The organism is Rhizobium sp. rho-13.1 (genome assembly GCF_007000305.1).
In the GTDB taxonomy this organism is placed as follows: domain Bacteria; phylum Pseudomonadota; class Alphaproteobacteria; order Rhizobiales; family Rhizobiaceae; genus Rhizobium; species Rhizobium rhododendri.
This window is the reverse complement of record NZ_SCFL01000008.1, coordinates 135,500-152,486: the sequence shown is the minus strand read 5'-3', so window position 1 is coordinate 152,486 and position 16,987 is coordinate 135,500. Positions and strand designations below refer to the sequence as shown.

Below are 16,987 nucleotides of genomic sequence, written 5' to 3'. Positions count from 1 at the left end.
GGCGTCGTTTCGCAATGCCTCATTGCAAGACCTGCCTGAGTGACACAGTCTTCCCGAAGGCGCCGCAGACTTCCTCAGGACGCCACTGACATGCGAGGCACCGCTTGGCCCAGCTTACATCCGCGTCCCCTAAAATCATCGTCATCGGCGCCGGCATCGTCGGCGCCTCCATCGCTTGGCATCTAGCGATGCGCGGCGCATCCGTAACAGTTGTCGCTACGAAGACCGGCGGCGACGCGACGCCGAATTCCTTTGCATGGATCAATGCCAGCTGGGGCAACCCGGAATTCTATTTTCGGCTGCGGCTGCGCGCCATGCAGGAATGGAAGCGAATGGCCGAAGACCTGCCAACGCTGCCGCTGCAGTGGACCGGCGCCCTGTGCTTCGACTTGTCCGTTGGTCAGCTTGAAGCCTATGCCGTCGAGCATGGTGGCTGGGGCTACGATCTGCGCTCCGTCGCCCGCGACGAGAGCCGCGCTATCGAGCCGCATCTGGCAGACCCGCCGGAATTTGCGCTGTTTGCGGCCGAGGAAGGCTCCGTCGAGCCCGAAATCGCTGCCCGCTGCATGCTCGGCGATGCCTTTCGCCTTGGCACGACATTCCTGCCCAATCTCGTCGTCGAAGCGCTCATCGAGAAAAACGGTCGCATCGTCGGCATCAGGACGGCCGATGGCCCGGTCATGGCCGATCATGTTGTGCTGGCTGCCGGCACGGGGTCGGCCGCCATCGCTGCTTCCGTCGGCATCCATCTGCCGATCACATCGCCGCCTGGCCTCATCGTACATTCGAAGCCGTATCCAAAGCGCCTGAACGGCCTCGTCATCGCCCCGCATCTGCATATGCGCCAGACGACCGAGGGCCGCATCATTGCCGGCGGTGATTTCGGCGGCAGCGATCCCGGCAGCGATGCGCAGGGCGTTGCCGACCGCCTGTTTGCCGAGGTGCGGACGATGCTGGACAATGCTGCGGATCTGGAACTCGAAACATACACCGTTGGATACCGCCCGACGCCCGTCGATGGCTTCCCCATCATCGGCGACACCGGGCAAGCGCCGGGCCTATACCTTGCCATGATGCATTCCGGCGTCACGCTGGCGCCACTGGTCGGACTGCTGGCTGCCAACGAAATCATCGGTGGCACGCCTGACGCCTCCCTGGCGCCGCTGCGTTTCAGCCGGTTCACGTCCGGCACACCTCTGATCAAGCACGGACGCTGATGCGCACCGGCGAAATCGGCGCTCAGCGGGTCATGATATAGCCGACGAAGGCGACAATCACGAAGATAAGCACGCCACCTACCAGTCCCGCATGTCCGAAAAACCCGCCGGCCATGGCAATCAGCAGTGCCGCCACGAACACGCTCAGCAGCTTGGCGCCGTTCAGGAACAGGGAATAGGTCTTCTCGTGCTCGTTATAGTCCATCGGAGCGCCGGTTTCGGATGGACTGGTCGGATGTTCTGCCATGATGATTTCCTCCTCTTGCGCGCCTATCGACCAATGCCCTTGCAACAAGGCGCGGTCGATGGCCCTCCCGCGCAGATGCTCTCATAAAGCGAGACAAGAGGCAATGCGTGACGCCTGGGCAGCAGGAGATCAGGTCAGGCCTGCCGCAGAGTTCCGGCTCGGTTGGCAGCAGCAAAGCGGGCCGTCGGCAGAATGGTCAGCGGCGTCGAGCCCATGGCTTTCGAACGCTGGAACATCATGCGACGCTCGTAGGGCTCGGAGATGAAAAACGGGAAGCGTTCGTAGAGAGCGGTTCGCACTTCCCGCGTGCGCGTCGCCATCAGCGTCAGCGGTATATTGTATTTTCCGACGCCCATTTGCGCCGGAACGACCGTATCGGCGGAAAATACCCGTTTGTAGAACGGCGCATGTTGCGGACTGACGAGTTGCAGCACCCTGTCGGCATCGAAGTAATCGGCTGCCATTGAGGCGATCCGCAGGGTGAGATACGGCAAGGCCGGCATTTCACCGATGATCTCGGGGTCGGCGGCGAAACGGACGGGATCGATCAGCGTCATGCCGCTGTCGAGAAAAGCATCGATTTCCTTCGGGTACATATCGCGGGTGATGCTGATGCGGTGGTCCGGCGTGACGTGGTGAATACGCACCGTACTGATCAGCCGTTCGTCGAAATAGACGCCGAAGACATAGGCATGATCGTCGAAATCGACGGCATCTATAAGCTTGGCGCCATCGAGTGTCAGGATGTTGGCGAGCTTGTAGGCGCGGTATCGCATCCTTGCGACCTCTTCCATGTCTTCCTGTGTCTCGACGCGGCGGTATTCGATGTGATCCAGAACTTCGAGAAGCTTGTTTGAAAAACTGCTTTGAACAACTTCGTTACGCATGACGCCAACGCCCTGAATTCCTAATAGGAGATTAATGCGTGAGCGCGATCCATCTCGCAATGAGCGATTAAAAATTAATTAAGATACATTTTATTAGGGTTAACGTCTTCTAATAACGCGAATAAAATCAATGACATAGAAACTTCAGTGTATGAAAATGTGATTTTTTAGCGAAATTCGATATCTTTTTACGCGACATATTCCACGACCGTGGTGGCACGTTTTGCATCGAGAACGGCCACCATCGACAGCAGCGTGGCGTTCGAAACTGGCTTCGAAAACACGTAGCCCTGCACAAAATCTGCACAGTAATACTGGTTGATGAGGTGGAGCTGGTCCTGCGTTTCGACGCCCTCGACAACGATCTGAAGGCCCAGTTCGCGGCAGAGATTGACAGTACCGCGCAGCAGCTTGAGCCGCCTTTCGTCCTCGGTGATGTTGCGCACGAACGAGCGGTCGATCTTGACGACATCGATCGGCAGCGAATCGAGGTAGGACAGGCTGGAAAAACCGGTGCCAAAGTCATCGATGGCAATGGTTATACCCATGCTGCGCAGCTCGGTCAGGATGGCCCCCACCGTCGCAAGCTCATCCATAAGGCAGCTTTCCGTCACCTCGAGATGCAGGCGCGCTGGCGGCAGGCCCGATGCCGCCAGCGCCTTGCGCACCACGGAGACGATAGCATTGCTGCGCAGGTCCTGGACGGAAAGGTTGACGGACACAGAAATCGTTTCGGGCCAGGCCATGCAATCGTGGCAGGCGAGGTTGAGGATGTGGTGGGTTATGCCGGAAACGATACCCATGTCTTCGGCAATCTGCACGAATGTGTCAGGCGGCACCATACCCCGTTCGGGATGGTTCCAGCGGGACAATGCTTCGCAACAATCGATGCGGCTGCCGTCGGGCAGGAACATAGGCTGGTAGACGACCTGCAATTGGCCCTGCTCTATCGCCTCGCGCAGCTCCTCCTTGAGCTTCTGGCGCTCTATGTAGCGCTCGTCCATCTCCTCCTCGAACTCCGAGCAGCTTCCCTTGGCGCGGGATTTCGCCTCGAATAGCGCAAGGTCGGCCTTGATCTGCCATTCTTCCGGGCGGAACTCCTGGCTGCCGATGATCACGTAGCCCGCACTGACAGAGATCCGGAAGGTGGTGTCGTCGACCTCGTAGTTGCCGCCGATGGCCGCATGCAGTGTCCGTATGCGCTGGCCGAGATCTGCGACATCGTCCTCGTTCGGAAAGAAAACCACGAATTGGTCGCCCATCAGCCGCGCCACGAGCGCGACATCTTTCGCCTCCCGTTTTAAACGAGCTGCGATCTCGGCCAGCAGGTGGTCGCCGACGATATGTCCCTTGATATCGTTGACATGCTTGAACTCGTCGATGTCGAGAACGGCAAACCCGATCGTTCCAGGTTTCGCACGCGCGACAAGACTTTCCTTGACGCGATCAATAAAATATTCGCGGTTGGGCAGGCCTGTCAGTGCGTCGTAGCGCACCATATGCAGGATCTTGCGCTCAGCGCGGATGCGGGAGGTCACATCCTCGAAGATCAGGATGACGACGCCATCGCCACGACGGCTGGCAGAAAATTCGAGGAACAGGTTTTCGCTGAACTGGATCAGCGTCCGCGACAGCGAACCGTCGACAAGCTGCGCCAGCTGCCGCTGGATCAAGCTAGGTAGCGAGCCGTCGATGAAGGAATTGCGCACGCCGTAGCGCAGCACGACGTCGAGTTCGCAATCCTTGAGCTGCTCCTGGTTTGTTAGATGCAGCAGTTCGCAGGCTTTGCGGTTGACGACCAGAATGCGATTGTTCGCATCCAGCATGAAGAGGCCGTGCGTCATGTTGTTGAGCGCCGTGTCGAAGCGATCGTTGATCAGCGAGATTTCGCGCGCCGCGATCACGTTCTTGTAGAGAAACTCCCGCACCCCTGTGGCCATCGACCGCGTCGTCAGCACGAAGGGGATGAGGGTCACCGACAACAGCTGCATATAGGGATCGCGCAAAAGCAGGAAGCCGAGGCTGATCGGCAGCGATGCGGAGATCGTCTGAAGGTTGACCGCCTTCGAAGATCCGTAATTGCGTCCGACAACCGCCACCATCGAGGCAAGCGTGACCGCAACGCAGGCGATCTCGGCGAACATGTCCTGCAGGACAAACACGGCAAAGCCGCTGCCGATACCAAGGAGCGTGGTGGTGGAGACGCCCCCGTACAGATAGCGGCGCTCCCACAGCGCAATATCCTCACGGCTCATCGCCGACTTGTCGGCGGTATCGAAGCGATGAAACCAATAGATGCGATAGGCGCAGACGGCGATGAAAACAGCTGTGAGGTAGAGATAGAAGTGCGACCCGGATTTTGAAAAGACGGCAGCATAGGTCATGATCTGCACGATCATGCCCGTGAAAAGCGTGCTGCGATTTCCAAACAGTGAACTTACGAATGACAGGTAGACATCTGTCGGAACGCCGTTCGGGTCTTGAGGCTTCATCCACAGTCCCCCTGATACGCGGCGGACAATAGGTCAAACCCCTTAAAAAATAATTGCCCATTCGCCTGACATTGGACAGGCATTAACGATTGCAACGTCTATCGAACACCGGCGACAGTATTAAAACTTCGCTTTTACCGCGACTTTTTAATGTGCGATCTCGACCTGCCTATAGGCCAGCAACATGGCTCAAAGCTTGCCCGCACGTTGCTGGATCATCATGAACGTGTCGAATGTGTACTCGGAAAGCTGCATCCAGAGATAGGCATCCTTTTTAAAAGCAACCTGATCGTCATAGATCTTCTTGAAATATGGATTTGCCTTTGAAAGATCGGCGTAGATGGCCGCGGCTGCCTGAAAGCAGGCTTCCATGATTTCTTGGCTGAACGGCCGCAGCGTTACGCCTTGGCTGACGACCGCCTTCAGAGCCTGAGGGTTTTTCACATCGTATTTTGCCAGCATGTTGGAGTTGGCAAAGGCGCAGGCGTCGGCAAGGACGGTCTGGTATGACTTCGGAAGCGCATTCCATTTTTCGAGGTTGAAGAGCGCGTGGATGACCGCGCCACCCTCCCACCAGCCTGGATAATAGTAGAACTTTGCAACCTTCTGGAATCCAAGCTTCAGGTCGTCATAGGGACCGACCCACTCGCACGCGTCAATCGTGCCCTTTTCCAGCGCCGAATAGATATCGCCGACAGCAAGCTCCTGCTGCGGGACGACGCCCACTTTCGAAATCACCTTGCCGGCCAGCCCCGAGATGCGCATCTTGAGCCCGCGCAGGTCGTCGAGCGTATTGATCTCCTTGCGGAACCAGCCGCCCATCTGCACGCCGGTATTGCCGGCCGGAAGACCGTAGAGCCCCTGCGTCGCATAAAACTCGTTCATCAGCGCATTGCCGTTTCCCTGGTAGTACCAGGCGTTCGTCAGTCGCGCATTGAGACCGAACGGCAGCGTCGTACCGATGGCGTAAGTCGGATCCTTGTTCCAGAAATAATAGGAGCAGGTGTGGGCGGCGTCGACAGTTCCCGCGCTGACCGCATCGGCAGCCTGCAGGCCCGGAACGATCTCGCCGGCTTCGAACGTCTGGATGGTGAAATTGCCGTCAGTGGCATCCGAAACCCGGCTGGCAATGTCATCGATGCCGCCATAGATCGTGTCGAGGCTTTTCGGAAAGGACGAGGTCATACGCCAGGTGACCTTCGGCGTCTGCTGTGCAAGCGCTGGCGCGGCCAGCGCCGTCGAAGCGGTGGCGGCAGCCCCCATCAAACCCGCTTTCCTGATGAAGGAACGACGATCCATCACAATTCTCCCCCGTGGACAAACCGGCAGGGCGTCCACCCGTGCCGGTCTCGGTACGGCCGGTTCGAACTAAACATTTCAACCCCCGCGTTTCAACCCTCAGTATCCCCGCAGACAGCGCGGAATCTTGACTTCGCTAGCATTCTACGTTCCTAACGATCTTATAAATCGGGCATTTTTACCGGAGCCTTGCATGTCCAAGCCAATCATCGCCATTCCTGCCGACTTCCGGACGATGGAGGGCGGCGGATGGCACGCGGTCCAGCACCAGTATATCCGCGCCGCTCTCAATGCCGCAGGCCTGATGGCGCTGATAGTGCCCGCCATGGAAGAGGGCTACGACACCGACGCCATACTCGACCGCGTCGACGGCGTGCTGGTGTCCGGCGCCGCGAGCAATGTCCACCCGTCGCTCTATGGCACGGAGCCGACCGAGGAACACGGGCCCTTCGACCCGGCCCGTGACGCGACCTCGCTGCCTCTGATCCGCCATGCCATAGATCGCGGCATGCCGCTGCTCGCCATCTGTCGCGGCATCCAGGAACTGAACGTCGCACTCGGGGGCACGCTTGACAGCGAAATCCAGGAGAAGCCCGGCCGCGACGATCATCGTAAACCGCCGGTACCCGAGCGCGACGCCATGTATGCCATCCGCCAGACAGTGCGGATCAGGGAAGGCTCCTGCATCGCCCGCTATCTCGGCAGTGACGATATTCTCGTCAATTCGCTGCATCGCCAGGCCATCGCCACCCCGGCTCCCCGCCTGCAGGTCGAGGCGACGGCGCCGGACGGAACGGTAGAGGCCGTCTCTGTGATCGATGCCAAGGGCTTCGCTGTCGGTGTCCAGTGGCATCCAGAATATTGGGCCGAGACCGATACGCCGTCGCGGCAGTTATTCGAAGCCTATGGGGACGCGGTACGCGCCTACGTGGCAGTCCGCACTCCCCGATAGAACAAGCGTCCGCATCAACGCTTGAGCGGTGTTTCCGGGACGGGCGTGACCGCATGACCGTTTTCCAGCCATGAGATGATATTGCCGGCCACCAGGTCCGCCATCGCATCGCGGGTCTGCACCGTCGCAGAACCGAGATGCGGCAGCAAGGTCGCATTCGGAAGGGCTAGCAGCGCTTCGGGAACATGAGGCTCATTGTAAAAGACATCCAGGCCGGCTGCACCGAGCATACCGTTGCCAAGTGCGGCAGCCAGCGCATCCTCATCCACGGACCAGCCTCGGCCGACATTGATCAGCACGCCATTCGGCCCAAGCGCCGACATGATCTCGGCATCGATAACCTTGTGGGTCGCGGCAGTCTTCGGGACGATGGCAATCAGCGTGTCGACCGCCTCGGCCATCTCCCTGAGCGTCGGATAATAATCGTATTCGACGTCAGGATAGCGGGTGCGCGTATGGTAGCTGATCTTCACCTTGAATGGCGCCAGCCGATGGGCGATCTCCTTACCGATGCGGCCAAGCCCGAAAATACCGACATGACGTCCTGTCAGCGAGAACGGGGCCAGCGGATAGGCGCCGTTTTTCCAGTTCCCCTGGCGAAGCCACTGTTCGGCCGTGGGGAATTGCCGAAGCGTGTTCAGCAGCAGGCCGATCGTGGTATCGGCAACCTCGTCGTTCAGCACATCCGGCGTATTGGTGACGACGACGCGCCGCGCCACGGCATGCGCAACGTCGACGCCGTCATAACCGACCCCGAAACTCGCAATCAGTTGCAGGTTTGGCAGCTGGTCCATCCAGGCGGACTCGAACGTGCCTGACGAGGCGACGGTGTGGATCCGCTCGGCAACCGCCGGCTCGATCGCCAGTCGCTGGCTGCGCCCGACGACCAGGACATCGAAACGCTCCTTGAGTTTTTCGGCAACACGAGGATGAACGTCGGAAAGAACGAGGACGGTGGGACGCGTATCTGGCATGGACTTCTCTCGGTGATGGTTCAGGAGCGCGGGCGATAGGGCTCGGTGGATTGGCGGATGCGCATCTCGGGCTTTATGAGATGGATACCGTCCGGTTCGTGGCTGCCCGCCAGCCTATCCAAAAGCGCGCGCGCTGCAAGCCTGCCGACCTCTGCCTGGCCGTTCCAGACCGTCGTCAGAGCAGGCGTGGCGATGGCCGCTTCCTCCAGATCGTCGTATCCGGTGACGGAAATATCCTTGCCGGGGACCAGTCCGGCACGGGCGATACCGTTCATCAACCCGATTGCCACCAGATCGTTCCAGCATACGGCGGCGGTCGGCTTTTGCGGCAGGGAGAGAAAGTGGACGGCGGCCTCGAAGCCGCCCTGCTTGGAGCGGGGCCCCGGAATGCGCAGGTCCGGATCGACCTCGATGCCGGCCTTTCGCAGCGCGTTGACATAGCCATGATAGCGGTCGCGGCCGGTCGAGGTCTGGTCGGTGCCGCCGATCATGGCGATGGAGCGGTGGCCGAGGCTGATCAGGTGATTGGTCGCCAGCGAAATACCGTAGCTGTCGTCGCCCCGGAACGTCGGCAGACCGAGCGCCTCCATCGAACGAGCCACGAGGATGGCCGGCATGCCGTTTTCCTCGGCGAGCGCCAGATCTTCCGGCGGCGTGCCGATGGCCGGCGACATGATGACGCCGTCGCCGCCGAGCTGCAGCAGCGTCTCGATGAAGGTCCGCTGCTTCTCGACCGAATCGTAGTGGTTGGACAGGATGAAAGTATGGCGGCTGCGGTCGAGTTCGGTCTCGATAGCCTTCAGGATCTCGCCGTAGAATGGGTTCATGATGTCGTGCACGACGACGCCGATGATGCCGGAGCGCGAGGTCCGCAGGCTCGCGGCACGGCGATTGTAGATATAACCGAGAGCCCTCGCCTGGTCCTTGATGCGCTCCCGCGTGGTAGCCGCGACAAGCGGGCTGTCGCGCAATGCCAGAGATACGGTCGCCGTCGAAATTCCCAGCGTTCCGGCAATCGTCGATAGTTTTATTTTTTGTACCACATCATCTCCCCGGCACGCCGTCATTCGCGTCACCGGGATTTAAAATATTTAGTTCGCGATTAAAATCAACGTTATTTTGACGATATATTTGAAATCAGTCCTCGGCTTCGATCTGCTCCTCGCCCTCCCCGGCCAGCAGATTATTGTCTATGGCTTTCAGCAGGCGCACCGCGGTCCTTATTTCCTTTTCGGAAAACCCGCGCGTTGCCAGCGCGTCGCAGGCTTGCGCCGAGGCATTGATCTGCGCCACGGTGTTGCGACCGCTGTCGGTGAGATAGACCTTCGTCAACCGCGCATCGTCAGCATCGGCGCGGCGTTCGACGAAACCCTGCGCCTCCATCCGGCCGATGGTCCGGGTGATCGTCGGCGCCTTGACCCCGAGCTTGTGGGCGAGGCTGCCCGCCGGCAGGCCGTCTTCCTCGGCAAGCGCCAGGATGACACCGTCCTGCCCGGCATAGAGACCGCTATCGCCGAGATTGCGGGTGATGGCCGTGCGCATCGACCGGGCCGCCTGGGTCAGCGCCGGCGACAGATCGGCCAGCGTGTACTCAGCCTGATCCTTTTTCTTGGCCGACTTGGTTTTCTTGCTGTCCTTGTTCTTCTTCGCCATTGTGTGTCCGCCGTCTTTCCGCTCGTGCATCACCGGGATATGACATCGCAAACGACGTTGACATAAACAAGGGGCACATTCGCACATGACGCGACCGTCATTTCGCTTCGCAGACAATAATACCGACCTGCAGCCGCGGGAACGCGCCGGCTGGATCGCCATCCTGCCACTCGGCGCCCACGAACAACACGGCCCGCACCTGCCGCTCGAGACCGATACGCTGATCGCCGCAGGCATCGTCGATCGCCTCGAGCAACGCCTGCCTAGTGACCTGCCCGTCACGGTGCTGCCGGTCGAACCGGTCGGCTACTCCCCGGAGCATCTGCATGTCGCCGGTACCCGGTCCCTCGCCTATCAGGATGCCATCGAACGCTGGCTCGGCATCGCCGCCGACCTCCATCGCCTGGGCATCCGCAAACTCGTCCTGCTCAACGCCCACGGCGGCAACGCGCCGCTGATGACCATCGTCGCCACCGAGGCTCGCATCCGCTTCGACATGCTGGTCGTCGCCACAAGCTGGACGCGCTTCGGCGTGCCCGATGGCGTGATCTCTCCGGAGAACAAGGCGATTGATATCCACGCCGGCGATGTCGAGACGTCGGTCATGCTGGCGCTTCATCCAGACGCCGTAGACATGACCCAGACCGCGGATTTCCCCTCCCGCCAGTCGGGTTTTGCAGGGCGCTTCCGCCACCTTCGCGCCTACGGCCCGCACGCATTCGGCTGGAAGATGTCCGACCTCAACGAACAAGGAGCCGCCGGCAACGCGGCGGCAGCCACAGCGGAAAAAGGCGAGGCGCTGATCGCGCATGCAATTGGCGGACTGATAGAACTGCTGCAGGATGTGGATGCTTTCGAGGTCGCTGAGCTGCGCTAGCCAAAACTTGCGCTACTGCGGTAGATCGCCCATATTGCCTTAGGCTGTATCGCCGAACAGGAGGCGGATATGCGCATTTCCATCGCCGAGGCAGAAGGGCAACTCACCGAGCTGGTGCGTCTTGCGGCACAGGGCGAAGAGGTCGTCCTGACCCAGGCCGGAGGCCCTGCCGTGAAGCTTGAATTGGTGCCGGAGGTGAGGGCATCGATGACGCTCGAGGAAAAATCAGAATTGGTTGCCCGTCTTCAGGCAGAAGTTCGCCGCAAAAATCTTCCGCCGGGACCGGATGCGGCCCGCAGCCAAGACTTTCTCTATGATGAATTCGGTCTGCCGATATGATCGTTATCGACACTTCGGCTCTTGTCGCAATGCTGCTGCTTGAGCCGAAGGCATCGGTATGCAGTGAGGTCTTCAATCGCGAAACCGAGATCTTGATATCTGCAGGAACAGTAGTAGAGGCATTGATTGTCGCCAGACGTCGCAACATCTCTGAACAGATGACAGAATTATTAGCATCGCCTTTCATCACGATCGTGGATGTCGATAGGGATCGCGCGCGACTGGCCGGCGAAGCATTTGACCGCTGGGGGAAGAGCATCAACGCCGCCGCCCTCAACTTCGGCGATTGCTTCTCCTACGCCACGGCCCGGGAATTCGGCTGCCCCCTGCTCTTCATCGGCGATGATTTTGCCCGCACCGATATCGTCCCCGCCATCGCGCCGTGACGGGAATGTGATTCTATTACAATAAAAGCCTTTGAACTGCCGGAACCGTATCCTTATATGGTGACCGACCCCATTTCCGCCCTTGCGGCCCCCTCCAGTTTTCGAGGCTCCCATGACCGAACCTGTTGCTCTCAAGCCAATCCCCGTCACCGTGTTGACCGGCTATCTCGGCGCCGGCAAGACGACGTTGCTGAACCGCATCCTGTCGGAGAGCCATGGCAAGAAATACGCCGTCATCGTCAATGAGTTCGGTGAAATCGGCATCGACAACGATCTGATCGTCGAATCCGACGAAGAAATCTATGAAATGAACAACGGCTGCGTCTGCTGCACGGTGCGCGGCGACCTCATCCGCGTCGTCGAGGGCCTGATGCGGCGCCCCGGCCGCTTCGATGGCATCATCGTCGAGACCACCGGCCTTGCAGACCCCGTCCCGGTTGCCCAGACCTTCTTCATGGACGACGACGTCCGCACCAAGACTGAACTCGATGCCGTCGTCACGTTGGTCGATGCCAAGCACCTGCCGCTGCGCCTCAAGGACAGCCGTGAGGCAGAGGACCAGATCGCCTTCGCCGATGTCGTCATCATCAACAAAACCGATCTCGTCTCGCCGGCCGAGCTTGCCCAGATCGAGGATGTGGTGCGCGCAATCAACCCGGCCGCCCGCGTCTACAAGACCAGCCGCTCCGGAGTCGATCTCGCCCACGTGCTCAACCAAGGTGCCTTCAACCTGGAACGGGCGCTGGAAAACGACCCGCATTTCCTGACTGCCGGTGACGAGCACGTCTGCGGCCCGGATTGCGACCACGACCACAGTCACGATCATCACGATCACGACCACCATGATCACGGGCATCATGACCATGGGCACGACCACCATGGACATGATCATCACGGCCACGACCATCATAACCACGGCCCCTCGCCGATCCACGACGTCACTGTCCAGTCTGTGTCCCTGCGCGGCGGCGAGATGATCGCAGACCGCTTCTTCCCGTGGATCCAGAAGATTACCCAGACCGAAGGCCCGAACATCCTGCGCCTGAAGGGCATCATCGCTTTCAAGGGCGATGCCGAGCGCTATGTCATCCAGGGTGTCCACATGATCATCGAGGGCGACCACCAGCGCCCGTGGAAGGACGGCGAAATCCACGAAAGCCGCCTCGTCTTCATCGGTCGCGAACTTGACCGCGAGAAGCTGGAAGCCAGCTTCAAGGCCTGCCAGGCGGCCGCCTGATGCCGACAGTTGCGCCGATTGATATCGACGGCCATGTCCTGGCCGTCGAGTTCCTGAACGATGCTCCCTATTTCATTGGAGCCGACGGCACAGTTCGCAGGTTCGAGGGCGGCGAGAAGGTGACGGAAGCCCATCAGGGCCTGCTCACCTGCGTCCGCGACACCCGTAGCGAAAGCCTGATCGTCGGTGGCGAAAGCGGCAAGGTCCAGCGTATCACCTCCGACGACGACATCACGCAGATTGCCGAAGCCCCGCGAAAGTGGATCACCCAGGTGGCATCAGGTCCCCAGGGCGCCATCGCCTACGCCCACGGCAAGACGACCTATGTCGTGCTGGCCGATGGCAGCACCAAGGAATTCACCGAAGAGCGCACGGTCGAAGGCATCGCGTTTGCACCGAAAGGCCTGAGGATCGCCGTGGCGCGCTACAACGGCGTGACGTTGCACTGGGTCGGCACGTCAGGTGCGTCTGTCGATCTCGATTGGAAAGGCGCCCATAACGGCGTTACCTTCTCGCCGGACGGCCAGTTTGTCGTCACGACAATGCAGGAAAATGCACTGCATGGCTGGAAGCTAGATCCAAAGGCAGGCTCAGACGCCCGCCATATGCGCATGACCGGCTATCCCGCCAAGGTAAAGTCGCTGTCCTGGTCCGCGAAGGGCAAGTGGCTCGCGTCCTCGGGCGCTCCCGCCGCCATCGTATGGCCGTTCCAGGGAAAGGACGGGCCGATGGGCAAGGCGCCTCTGGAGCTCGGCACCCGCGCCAACATCATGGCGACCTGCGTGCGCTTTCATCCCGCCGAAGACATCGTCGCCATCGGCTTTATCGACGGCATGATTCTGGCCGTCCGGATAGCCGACGGCAAGGAGGCGCTTTTGCGCCGCCCGGGCAACGGCGCGATCACCTCGATGAGCTGGAGCAAATCCGGCAAGACGATGGCTTTCGCATCGGCTGCCGGCGATTGCGGTGTCGTCGACATAGCGGCATAGCTGCCAAACGTATCAGTCGGACGCTCCGTCGAGCGTCCAGACTATGGCACGGAAGCCTTATGGTCTTCCTTCGGCAATTCGAAGGTCGTCCCCTTCTTCTCGTAGCCGAAGCCGGCGAGTAGAGCCACGGCGGCAGCCACGATGACGGCCACAAGCAGCAGCGCATAGGCGTAATTGCCGTTCCAGTGGCTGGCCAGGCCCGCCTGCAGCGTGGCGTTGCCGGAGGCGAGCAGGTTGCCGAGCTGATAGGCGAAGCCCGGAAAGGTGCCGCGTACCTCTGACGGCGATAGCTCGTTCAGGTGCGCCGGTACGACACCCCATGCGCCCTGGACGAAAAACTGCATGAGGAAGGCGCCCGCCGCCAGCATCACCGGTGTCTGCGCCAGCGTCCATAGCGGAGCGATCGGAATGGCAATCAATGCAGCGATGACGATGGCCTTGCGACGGCCGATCCGCTGCGAAAGGCTGCCGAAGAACAACCCGCCAAGGATCGCGCCTATATTGTAGACGATGGCGATTGCGCCGACTGTGTGGGTGGAATACCCGCGCTGGGTTTCGAGGAAAGTCGGGTAGAGATCCTGCGTCCCGTGACTGAAGAAATTGAACGCGGTCATCAGCACGACCGACCATATGAACAGGGGAATGTTTTCGCGCAGGACAGTGAGGAAAGGCCGCCGTGCCCGATCCTTGTTCTTAAGGAATGACGGCGATTCCTCGACATTCCGGCGGATATAGAGAACCAGCAGCGCCGGAAATGCGCCGATGATGAACATCCCACGCCAACCGATCACCGGGAACAGGAAGAAGAACACAAGCGACGCAATGAGATAGCCGCATGGGTAACCCGCCTGCAGCACGCCCGAGACGACGCCGCGCGCCTTCTCCGGGATCGTTTCCATGACGAGCGATGCACCGACGCCCCACTCGCCACCCATGGCGATGCCGTAGAAGACGCGAAAGACGATGAGCATCGTGAGGCTGGTCGAAAAGCCCGACGCCAGCTCGAACACGGAATAAAGCAGCACGTCGACCATGAGCGTCGCCCGCCGGCCGAACTTGTCGGCAGCAAAGCCAAAAATCAGTGCGCCGACCGGCCGCATTGCCAAAGTCAGAAAGAGGGCGACGGAGACCGCCGAAATATCCGTCTTGAACTCCTCGGCAATTGATTTCAGGACGAAAACGAGAATGAAGAAATCGAATGCATCGAGCGTCCAGCCGAGAAAGCTGGCGATGACGGTGTTGCGCTGTTGTGGGGTAAGCGAGCGGATATCATCTATGGCGGACATGGGGCCTCCGGTCCGAAGATGGCGGCAAGGCGGGCATTGTCCGGAAGCCGTCTGGTGAATGAACGGGCCCGTATGATATCGGCTGTCGGCGGCTTTTTGGCGCGATCTTTGCTGGGCCAACAGCACGTCGATATCAAACGCGCTACCGGACCTCAAACATCAGGGATAGAAAAAAGGTTCCGCCGAATGCGAGGTTGACGCGATTGTGATACCCCGAGCGAGGCAGGTAGTACACGCAATCACATGCGGGGGAAGCGACGACGCTGTCCATGCAGCGTCGTCACGTCATCTATCCGAAATCAGGCCGCGCGGCGCGATTTGGCCTGCGTGAGCCTGCGGCCGTTGGCGACCAGCATGCCTGCAGCACCTTCCAGCCATGCGTCCTTCAGTTCCAGCGCCAGGAAACGATGACGCTCGAATGGGCCGGGCATGACGAGATGGCACGCTTTTTCGGCAAAGAAGCCAAAGCGTTCGTAATAGGCGGGATCGCCGACCAGCAAGATGGCACCATGGCCGCGCTGCTTCGCCTCGAGAATGGCAGCCCGCATCAGGGCCGCACCAATGCCCTTGCCCTCGTGGTCCGAATCAACAGCGAGAGGCCCGAGCAACAGGGCATCGACGGCCTGTGTTTCGCGGTTCACACCGGCCTCGATGTTCCAGAGACGCACGGTCCCGATGACATGGCCGCTGCGGTCGCGGGCAACAAGTGCCAGGCCTTCGGCCGGAATGCAGCCGCGACGCAGCTTTTCGGAGGATTTCCGTGTGCGACCGGCACCCATGGCGCGGTTCAGCAGGTTCTCGCGGGCAACGACGTCGCCTGCGTTTTCGTGGTCGATTGCGAAAGTGGACGGCGCAAAGAGTGCGCGTACAGAATCAAGAACAGCGGCCATATCGGCCTCCCGTACCCAATACCGTTATGAGCGGCGGTGAATGAAAATTGTGAAGGTGCCGCCCCGGTCTTTCCCGGGGCCGGCGAAGTCGACCTAGATGACGTAGGACTTCAGCGGGTCGAACCCGTTGAAAGCCACAGCCGAATAGGTCGTCGTATAGGCGCCGGTGCCTTCGATGAACACCTCGTCGCCGATCGTCAGAGACAATGGCAGCGGATAGAGGTTCTTCTCATAGAGCACGTCGGCCGAATCGCAGGTCGGGCCGGCAATGATGCAAGGCTCCATTTCGTCGCCGTCGCGCTCGGTGCGGATCGGATAGCGAATGGCTTCGTCCATCGTCTCGGCGAGACCGCCGAACTTGCCGATGTCGAGGAAAACCCAGCGGGCTTCGTCATTGTCCGACTTCTTCGAGATCAGCACGACTTCCGCCTTGATGACGCCGGCGTTGCCGACCATGCCGCGACCTGGCTCGATGATCGTCTTCGGGATCTGGTTGCCGAAGTGATCGCGCAGGCTCTGGTTGATGGCCTTGCCATAGGCTTCGGCAGCAGGAACGTCGCGCAGGTACTTGGTCGGAAATCCACCGCCCATGTTGACCATCTGCAGGTGGATGCCCTGCTTGCCCAGCGAAACGAACACGCGCTTGGCATCGGCAAGAGCCGAGTCCCAGGCATCGACCTTGGTCATCTGCGAGCCGACGTGGAACGACACGCCATAGGATTCAAGGCCGAGCTGATGTGCATAGACGAGGACGTCGACTGCCATCTGCGGAACGCAGCCGAACTTGCGCGACAGAGGCCATTCGGCACCTTCGCCATCCGTCAGCACACGGCAGAATACGCGGGCGCCAGGAGCGGCTCGGGCCATCTTCTCGACTTCTTCATGGCTGTCCACGGCAAAAAGGCTGACACCGAGTGCATGCGCACGGGCGATGTCGCGTTCCTTCTTGATCGTGTTGCCGAAAGAGATGCGAGCAGGCGTTGCGCCAGCGTCGAGCGCCATTTCGACTTCGGCGACAGACGCGCAATCGAAGTTGGAGCCCATGCCGGCCAGAAGCTTCAACACTTCAGGAGCCGGGTTTGCCTTGACGGCATAATAGATCGAGCTGTCCGGCATGGCGTGGCGGAAAGCATGAAAATTGTCGCGGACCACGTCGAGATCCAGCACTAGGCAAGGGCCGTCGGGACGTCGGGTTGCGAGAAAGTCGCGGATGCGCTGAGTGGTCATGGTTAGTCCCTTCAATACAGGCTCCGGCGGTCAGA

17 protein-coding genes are annotated in these 16,987 nt (G+C 60.2%); 7 read left to right on the top strand and 10 right to left on the bottom strand.

Annotation, left to right across the window (positions count from 1 at the left end):
- Window positions 1-104: 104 nt before the first annotated feature.
- Window positions 105-1,217: an FAD-binding oxidoreductase gene (locus EQW76_RS19155; RefSeq protein WP_142830510.1), complete on the top strand. Its 1,113-nt coding sequence runs from the start codon at window positions 105-107 to the stop codon at window positions 1,215-1,217.
- Between the two features lie 22 nt (window positions 1,218-1,239).
- Here EQW76_RS19155 and EQW76_RS19150 read toward each other — a convergent pair whose 3' ends face one another.
- The 4 genes from EQW76_RS19150 to EQW76_RS19135 all read right to left on the bottom strand — a co-directional run bounded on the left by EQW76_RS19150 (window position 1,240) and on the right by EQW76_RS19135 (window position 6,142).
- The gene (locus EQW76_RS19150) at window positions 1,240-1,464 is read right to left on the bottom strand and encodes an aa3-type cytochrome c oxidase subunit IV (RefSeq protein ID WP_143123066.1); all 225 of its coding nucleotides are present in this window, start codon (window positions 1,462-1,464) and stop codon (window positions 1,240-1,242) included.
- A gap of 134 nt (window positions 1,465-1,598) precedes the next feature.
- Window positions 1,599-2,351, bottom strand: coding sequence for a hypothetical protein (locus EQW76_RS19145; protein ID WP_142830506.1), 753 nt, complete (start codon window positions 2,349-2,351; stop codon window positions 1,599-1,601).
- A 188-nt stretch (window positions 2,352-2,539) separates the two neighbouring features.
- A complete protein-coding gene (locus EQW76_RS19140; protein WP_142830504.1) occupies window positions 2,540-4,843 on the bottom strand; it encodes an EAL domain-containing protein in 2,304 nt (767 codons plus the stop codon).
- A 189-nt stretch (window positions 4,844-5,032) separates the two neighbouring features.
- Window positions 5,033-6,142, bottom strand: a complete 1,110-nt coding sequence (locus EQW76_RS19135) for a TRAP transporter substrate-binding protein (RefSeq protein WP_142830502.1) — start codon at window positions 6,140-6,142, stop codon at window positions 5,033-5,035.
- A gap of 193 nt (window positions 6,143-6,335) precedes the next feature.
- Between EQW76_RS19135 and EQW76_RS19130 the strand changes: the two genes are divergently transcribed.
- Window positions 6,336-7,094: a gamma-glutamyl-gamma-aminobutyrate hydrolase family protein gene (locus EQW76_RS19130; protein ID WP_142830500.1), complete on the top strand. Its 759-nt coding sequence runs from the start codon at window positions 6,336-6,338 to the stop codon at window positions 7,092-7,094.
- Between the two features lie 14 nt (window positions 7,095-7,108).
- Here the strand turns inward: EQW76_RS19130 and EQW76_RS19125 are convergent, their stop codons facing one another.
- The 3 genes from EQW76_RS19125 to EQW76_RS19115 all read right to left on the bottom strand — a co-directional run bounded on the left by EQW76_RS19125 (window position 7,109) and on the right by EQW76_RS19115 (window position 9,721).
- A complete protein-coding gene (locus EQW76_RS19125) occupies window positions 7,109-8,068 on the bottom strand; it encodes a 2-hydroxyacid dehydrogenase (protein ID WP_142830498.1) in 960 nt (319 codons plus the stop codon).
- A 20-nt stretch (window positions 8,069-8,088) separates the two neighbouring features.
- Window positions 8,089-9,111 carry a LacI family DNA-binding transcriptional regulator gene (locus EQW76_RS19120; RefSeq protein WP_111218794.1) on the bottom strand — a complete coding sequence of 341 codons (1,023 nt, stop codon included), beginning with the start codon at window positions 9,109-9,111 and terminating at the stop codon, window positions 8,089-8,091.
- A gap of 94 nt (window positions 9,112-9,205) precedes the next feature.
- Complete coding sequence (locus EQW76_RS19115; protein ID WP_142830496.1) at window positions 9,206-9,721, bottom strand: MarR family transcriptional regulator; 516 nt, start codon at window positions 9,719-9,721, stop codon at window positions 9,206-9,208.
- Between the two features lie 85 nt (window positions 9,722-9,806).
- Between EQW76_RS19115 and EQW76_RS19110 the strand changes: the two genes are divergently transcribed.
- From EQW76_RS19110 to EQW76_RS19090, 5 genes are all read left to right on the top strand, one after another.
- Window positions 9,807-10,598, top strand: a complete 792-nt coding sequence (locus tag EQW76_RS19110; RefSeq protein WP_142830494.1) for a creatininase family protein — start codon at window positions 9,807-9,809, stop codon at window positions 10,596-10,598.
- Window positions 10,599-10,667: 69 nt separating this feature from the next.
- On the top strand, window positions 10,668-10,937 hold the full coding sequence (locus tag EQW76_RS19105) for a type II toxin-antitoxin system prevent-host-death family antitoxin (RefSeq protein ID WP_142830492.1): 270 nt from the start codon (window positions 10,668-10,670) through the stop codon (window positions 10,935-10,937).
- Window positions 10,934-11,323 (top strand): type II toxin-antitoxin system VapC family toxin, encoded by a 390-nt coding sequence (locus EQW76_RS19100; protein ID WP_111218802.1) that lies wholly within the window; start codon window positions 10,934-10,936, stop codon window positions 11,321-11,323. Before EQW76_RS19105 ends, EQW76_RS19100 begins: the two co-directional genes overlap by 4 nt.
- A 112-nt stretch (window positions 11,324-11,435) precedes the next feature.
- Window positions 11,436-12,560 carry a GTP-binding protein gene (locus EQW76_RS19095; protein WP_142830491.1) on the top strand — a complete coding sequence of 375 codons (1,125 nt, stop codon included), beginning with the start codon at window positions 11,436-11,438 and terminating at the stop codon, window positions 12,558-12,560.
- The gene (locus tag EQW76_RS19090; RefSeq protein ID WP_143123065.1) at window positions 12,560-13,549 is read left to right on the top strand and encodes a WD40 repeat domain-containing protein; all 990 of its coding nucleotides are present in this window, start codon (window positions 12,560-12,562) and stop codon (window positions 13,547-13,549) included. The genes EQW76_RS19095 and EQW76_RS19090 overlap by 1 nt, the downstream gene beginning before the upstream one ends.
- A 41-nt stretch (window positions 13,550-13,590) precedes the next feature.
- On the opposite strand, the gene EQW76_RS19085 is transcribed toward EQW76_RS19090, so the two are convergent.
- The 3 genes from EQW76_RS19085 to odc2 all read right to left on the bottom strand — a co-directional run bounded on the left by EQW76_RS19085 (window position 13,591) and on the right by odc2 (window position 16,952).
- Window positions 13,591-14,835 carry an MFS transporter gene (locus EQW76_RS19085; RefSeq protein ID WP_142830488.1) on the bottom strand — a complete coding sequence of 415 codons (1,245 nt, stop codon included), beginning with the start codon at window positions 14,833-14,835 and terminating at the stop codon, window positions 13,591-13,593.
- A gap of 299 nt (window positions 14,836-15,134) precedes the next feature.
- Complete coding sequence (locus tag EQW76_RS19080) at window positions 15,135-15,725, bottom strand: N-acetyltransferase (RefSeq protein ID WP_142830486.1); 591 nt, start codon at window positions 15,723-15,725, stop codon at window positions 15,135-15,137.
- A 93-nt stretch (window positions 15,726-15,818) separates the two neighbouring features.
- Window positions 15,819-16,952: an ornithine/lysine decarboxylase gene (gene odc2 / locus EQW76_RS19075; protein ID WP_142830484.1), complete on the bottom strand. Its 1,134-nt coding sequence runs from the start codon at window positions 16,950-16,952 to the stop codon at window positions 15,819-15,821.
- Window positions 16,953-16,987: the final 35 nt, after the last annotated feature.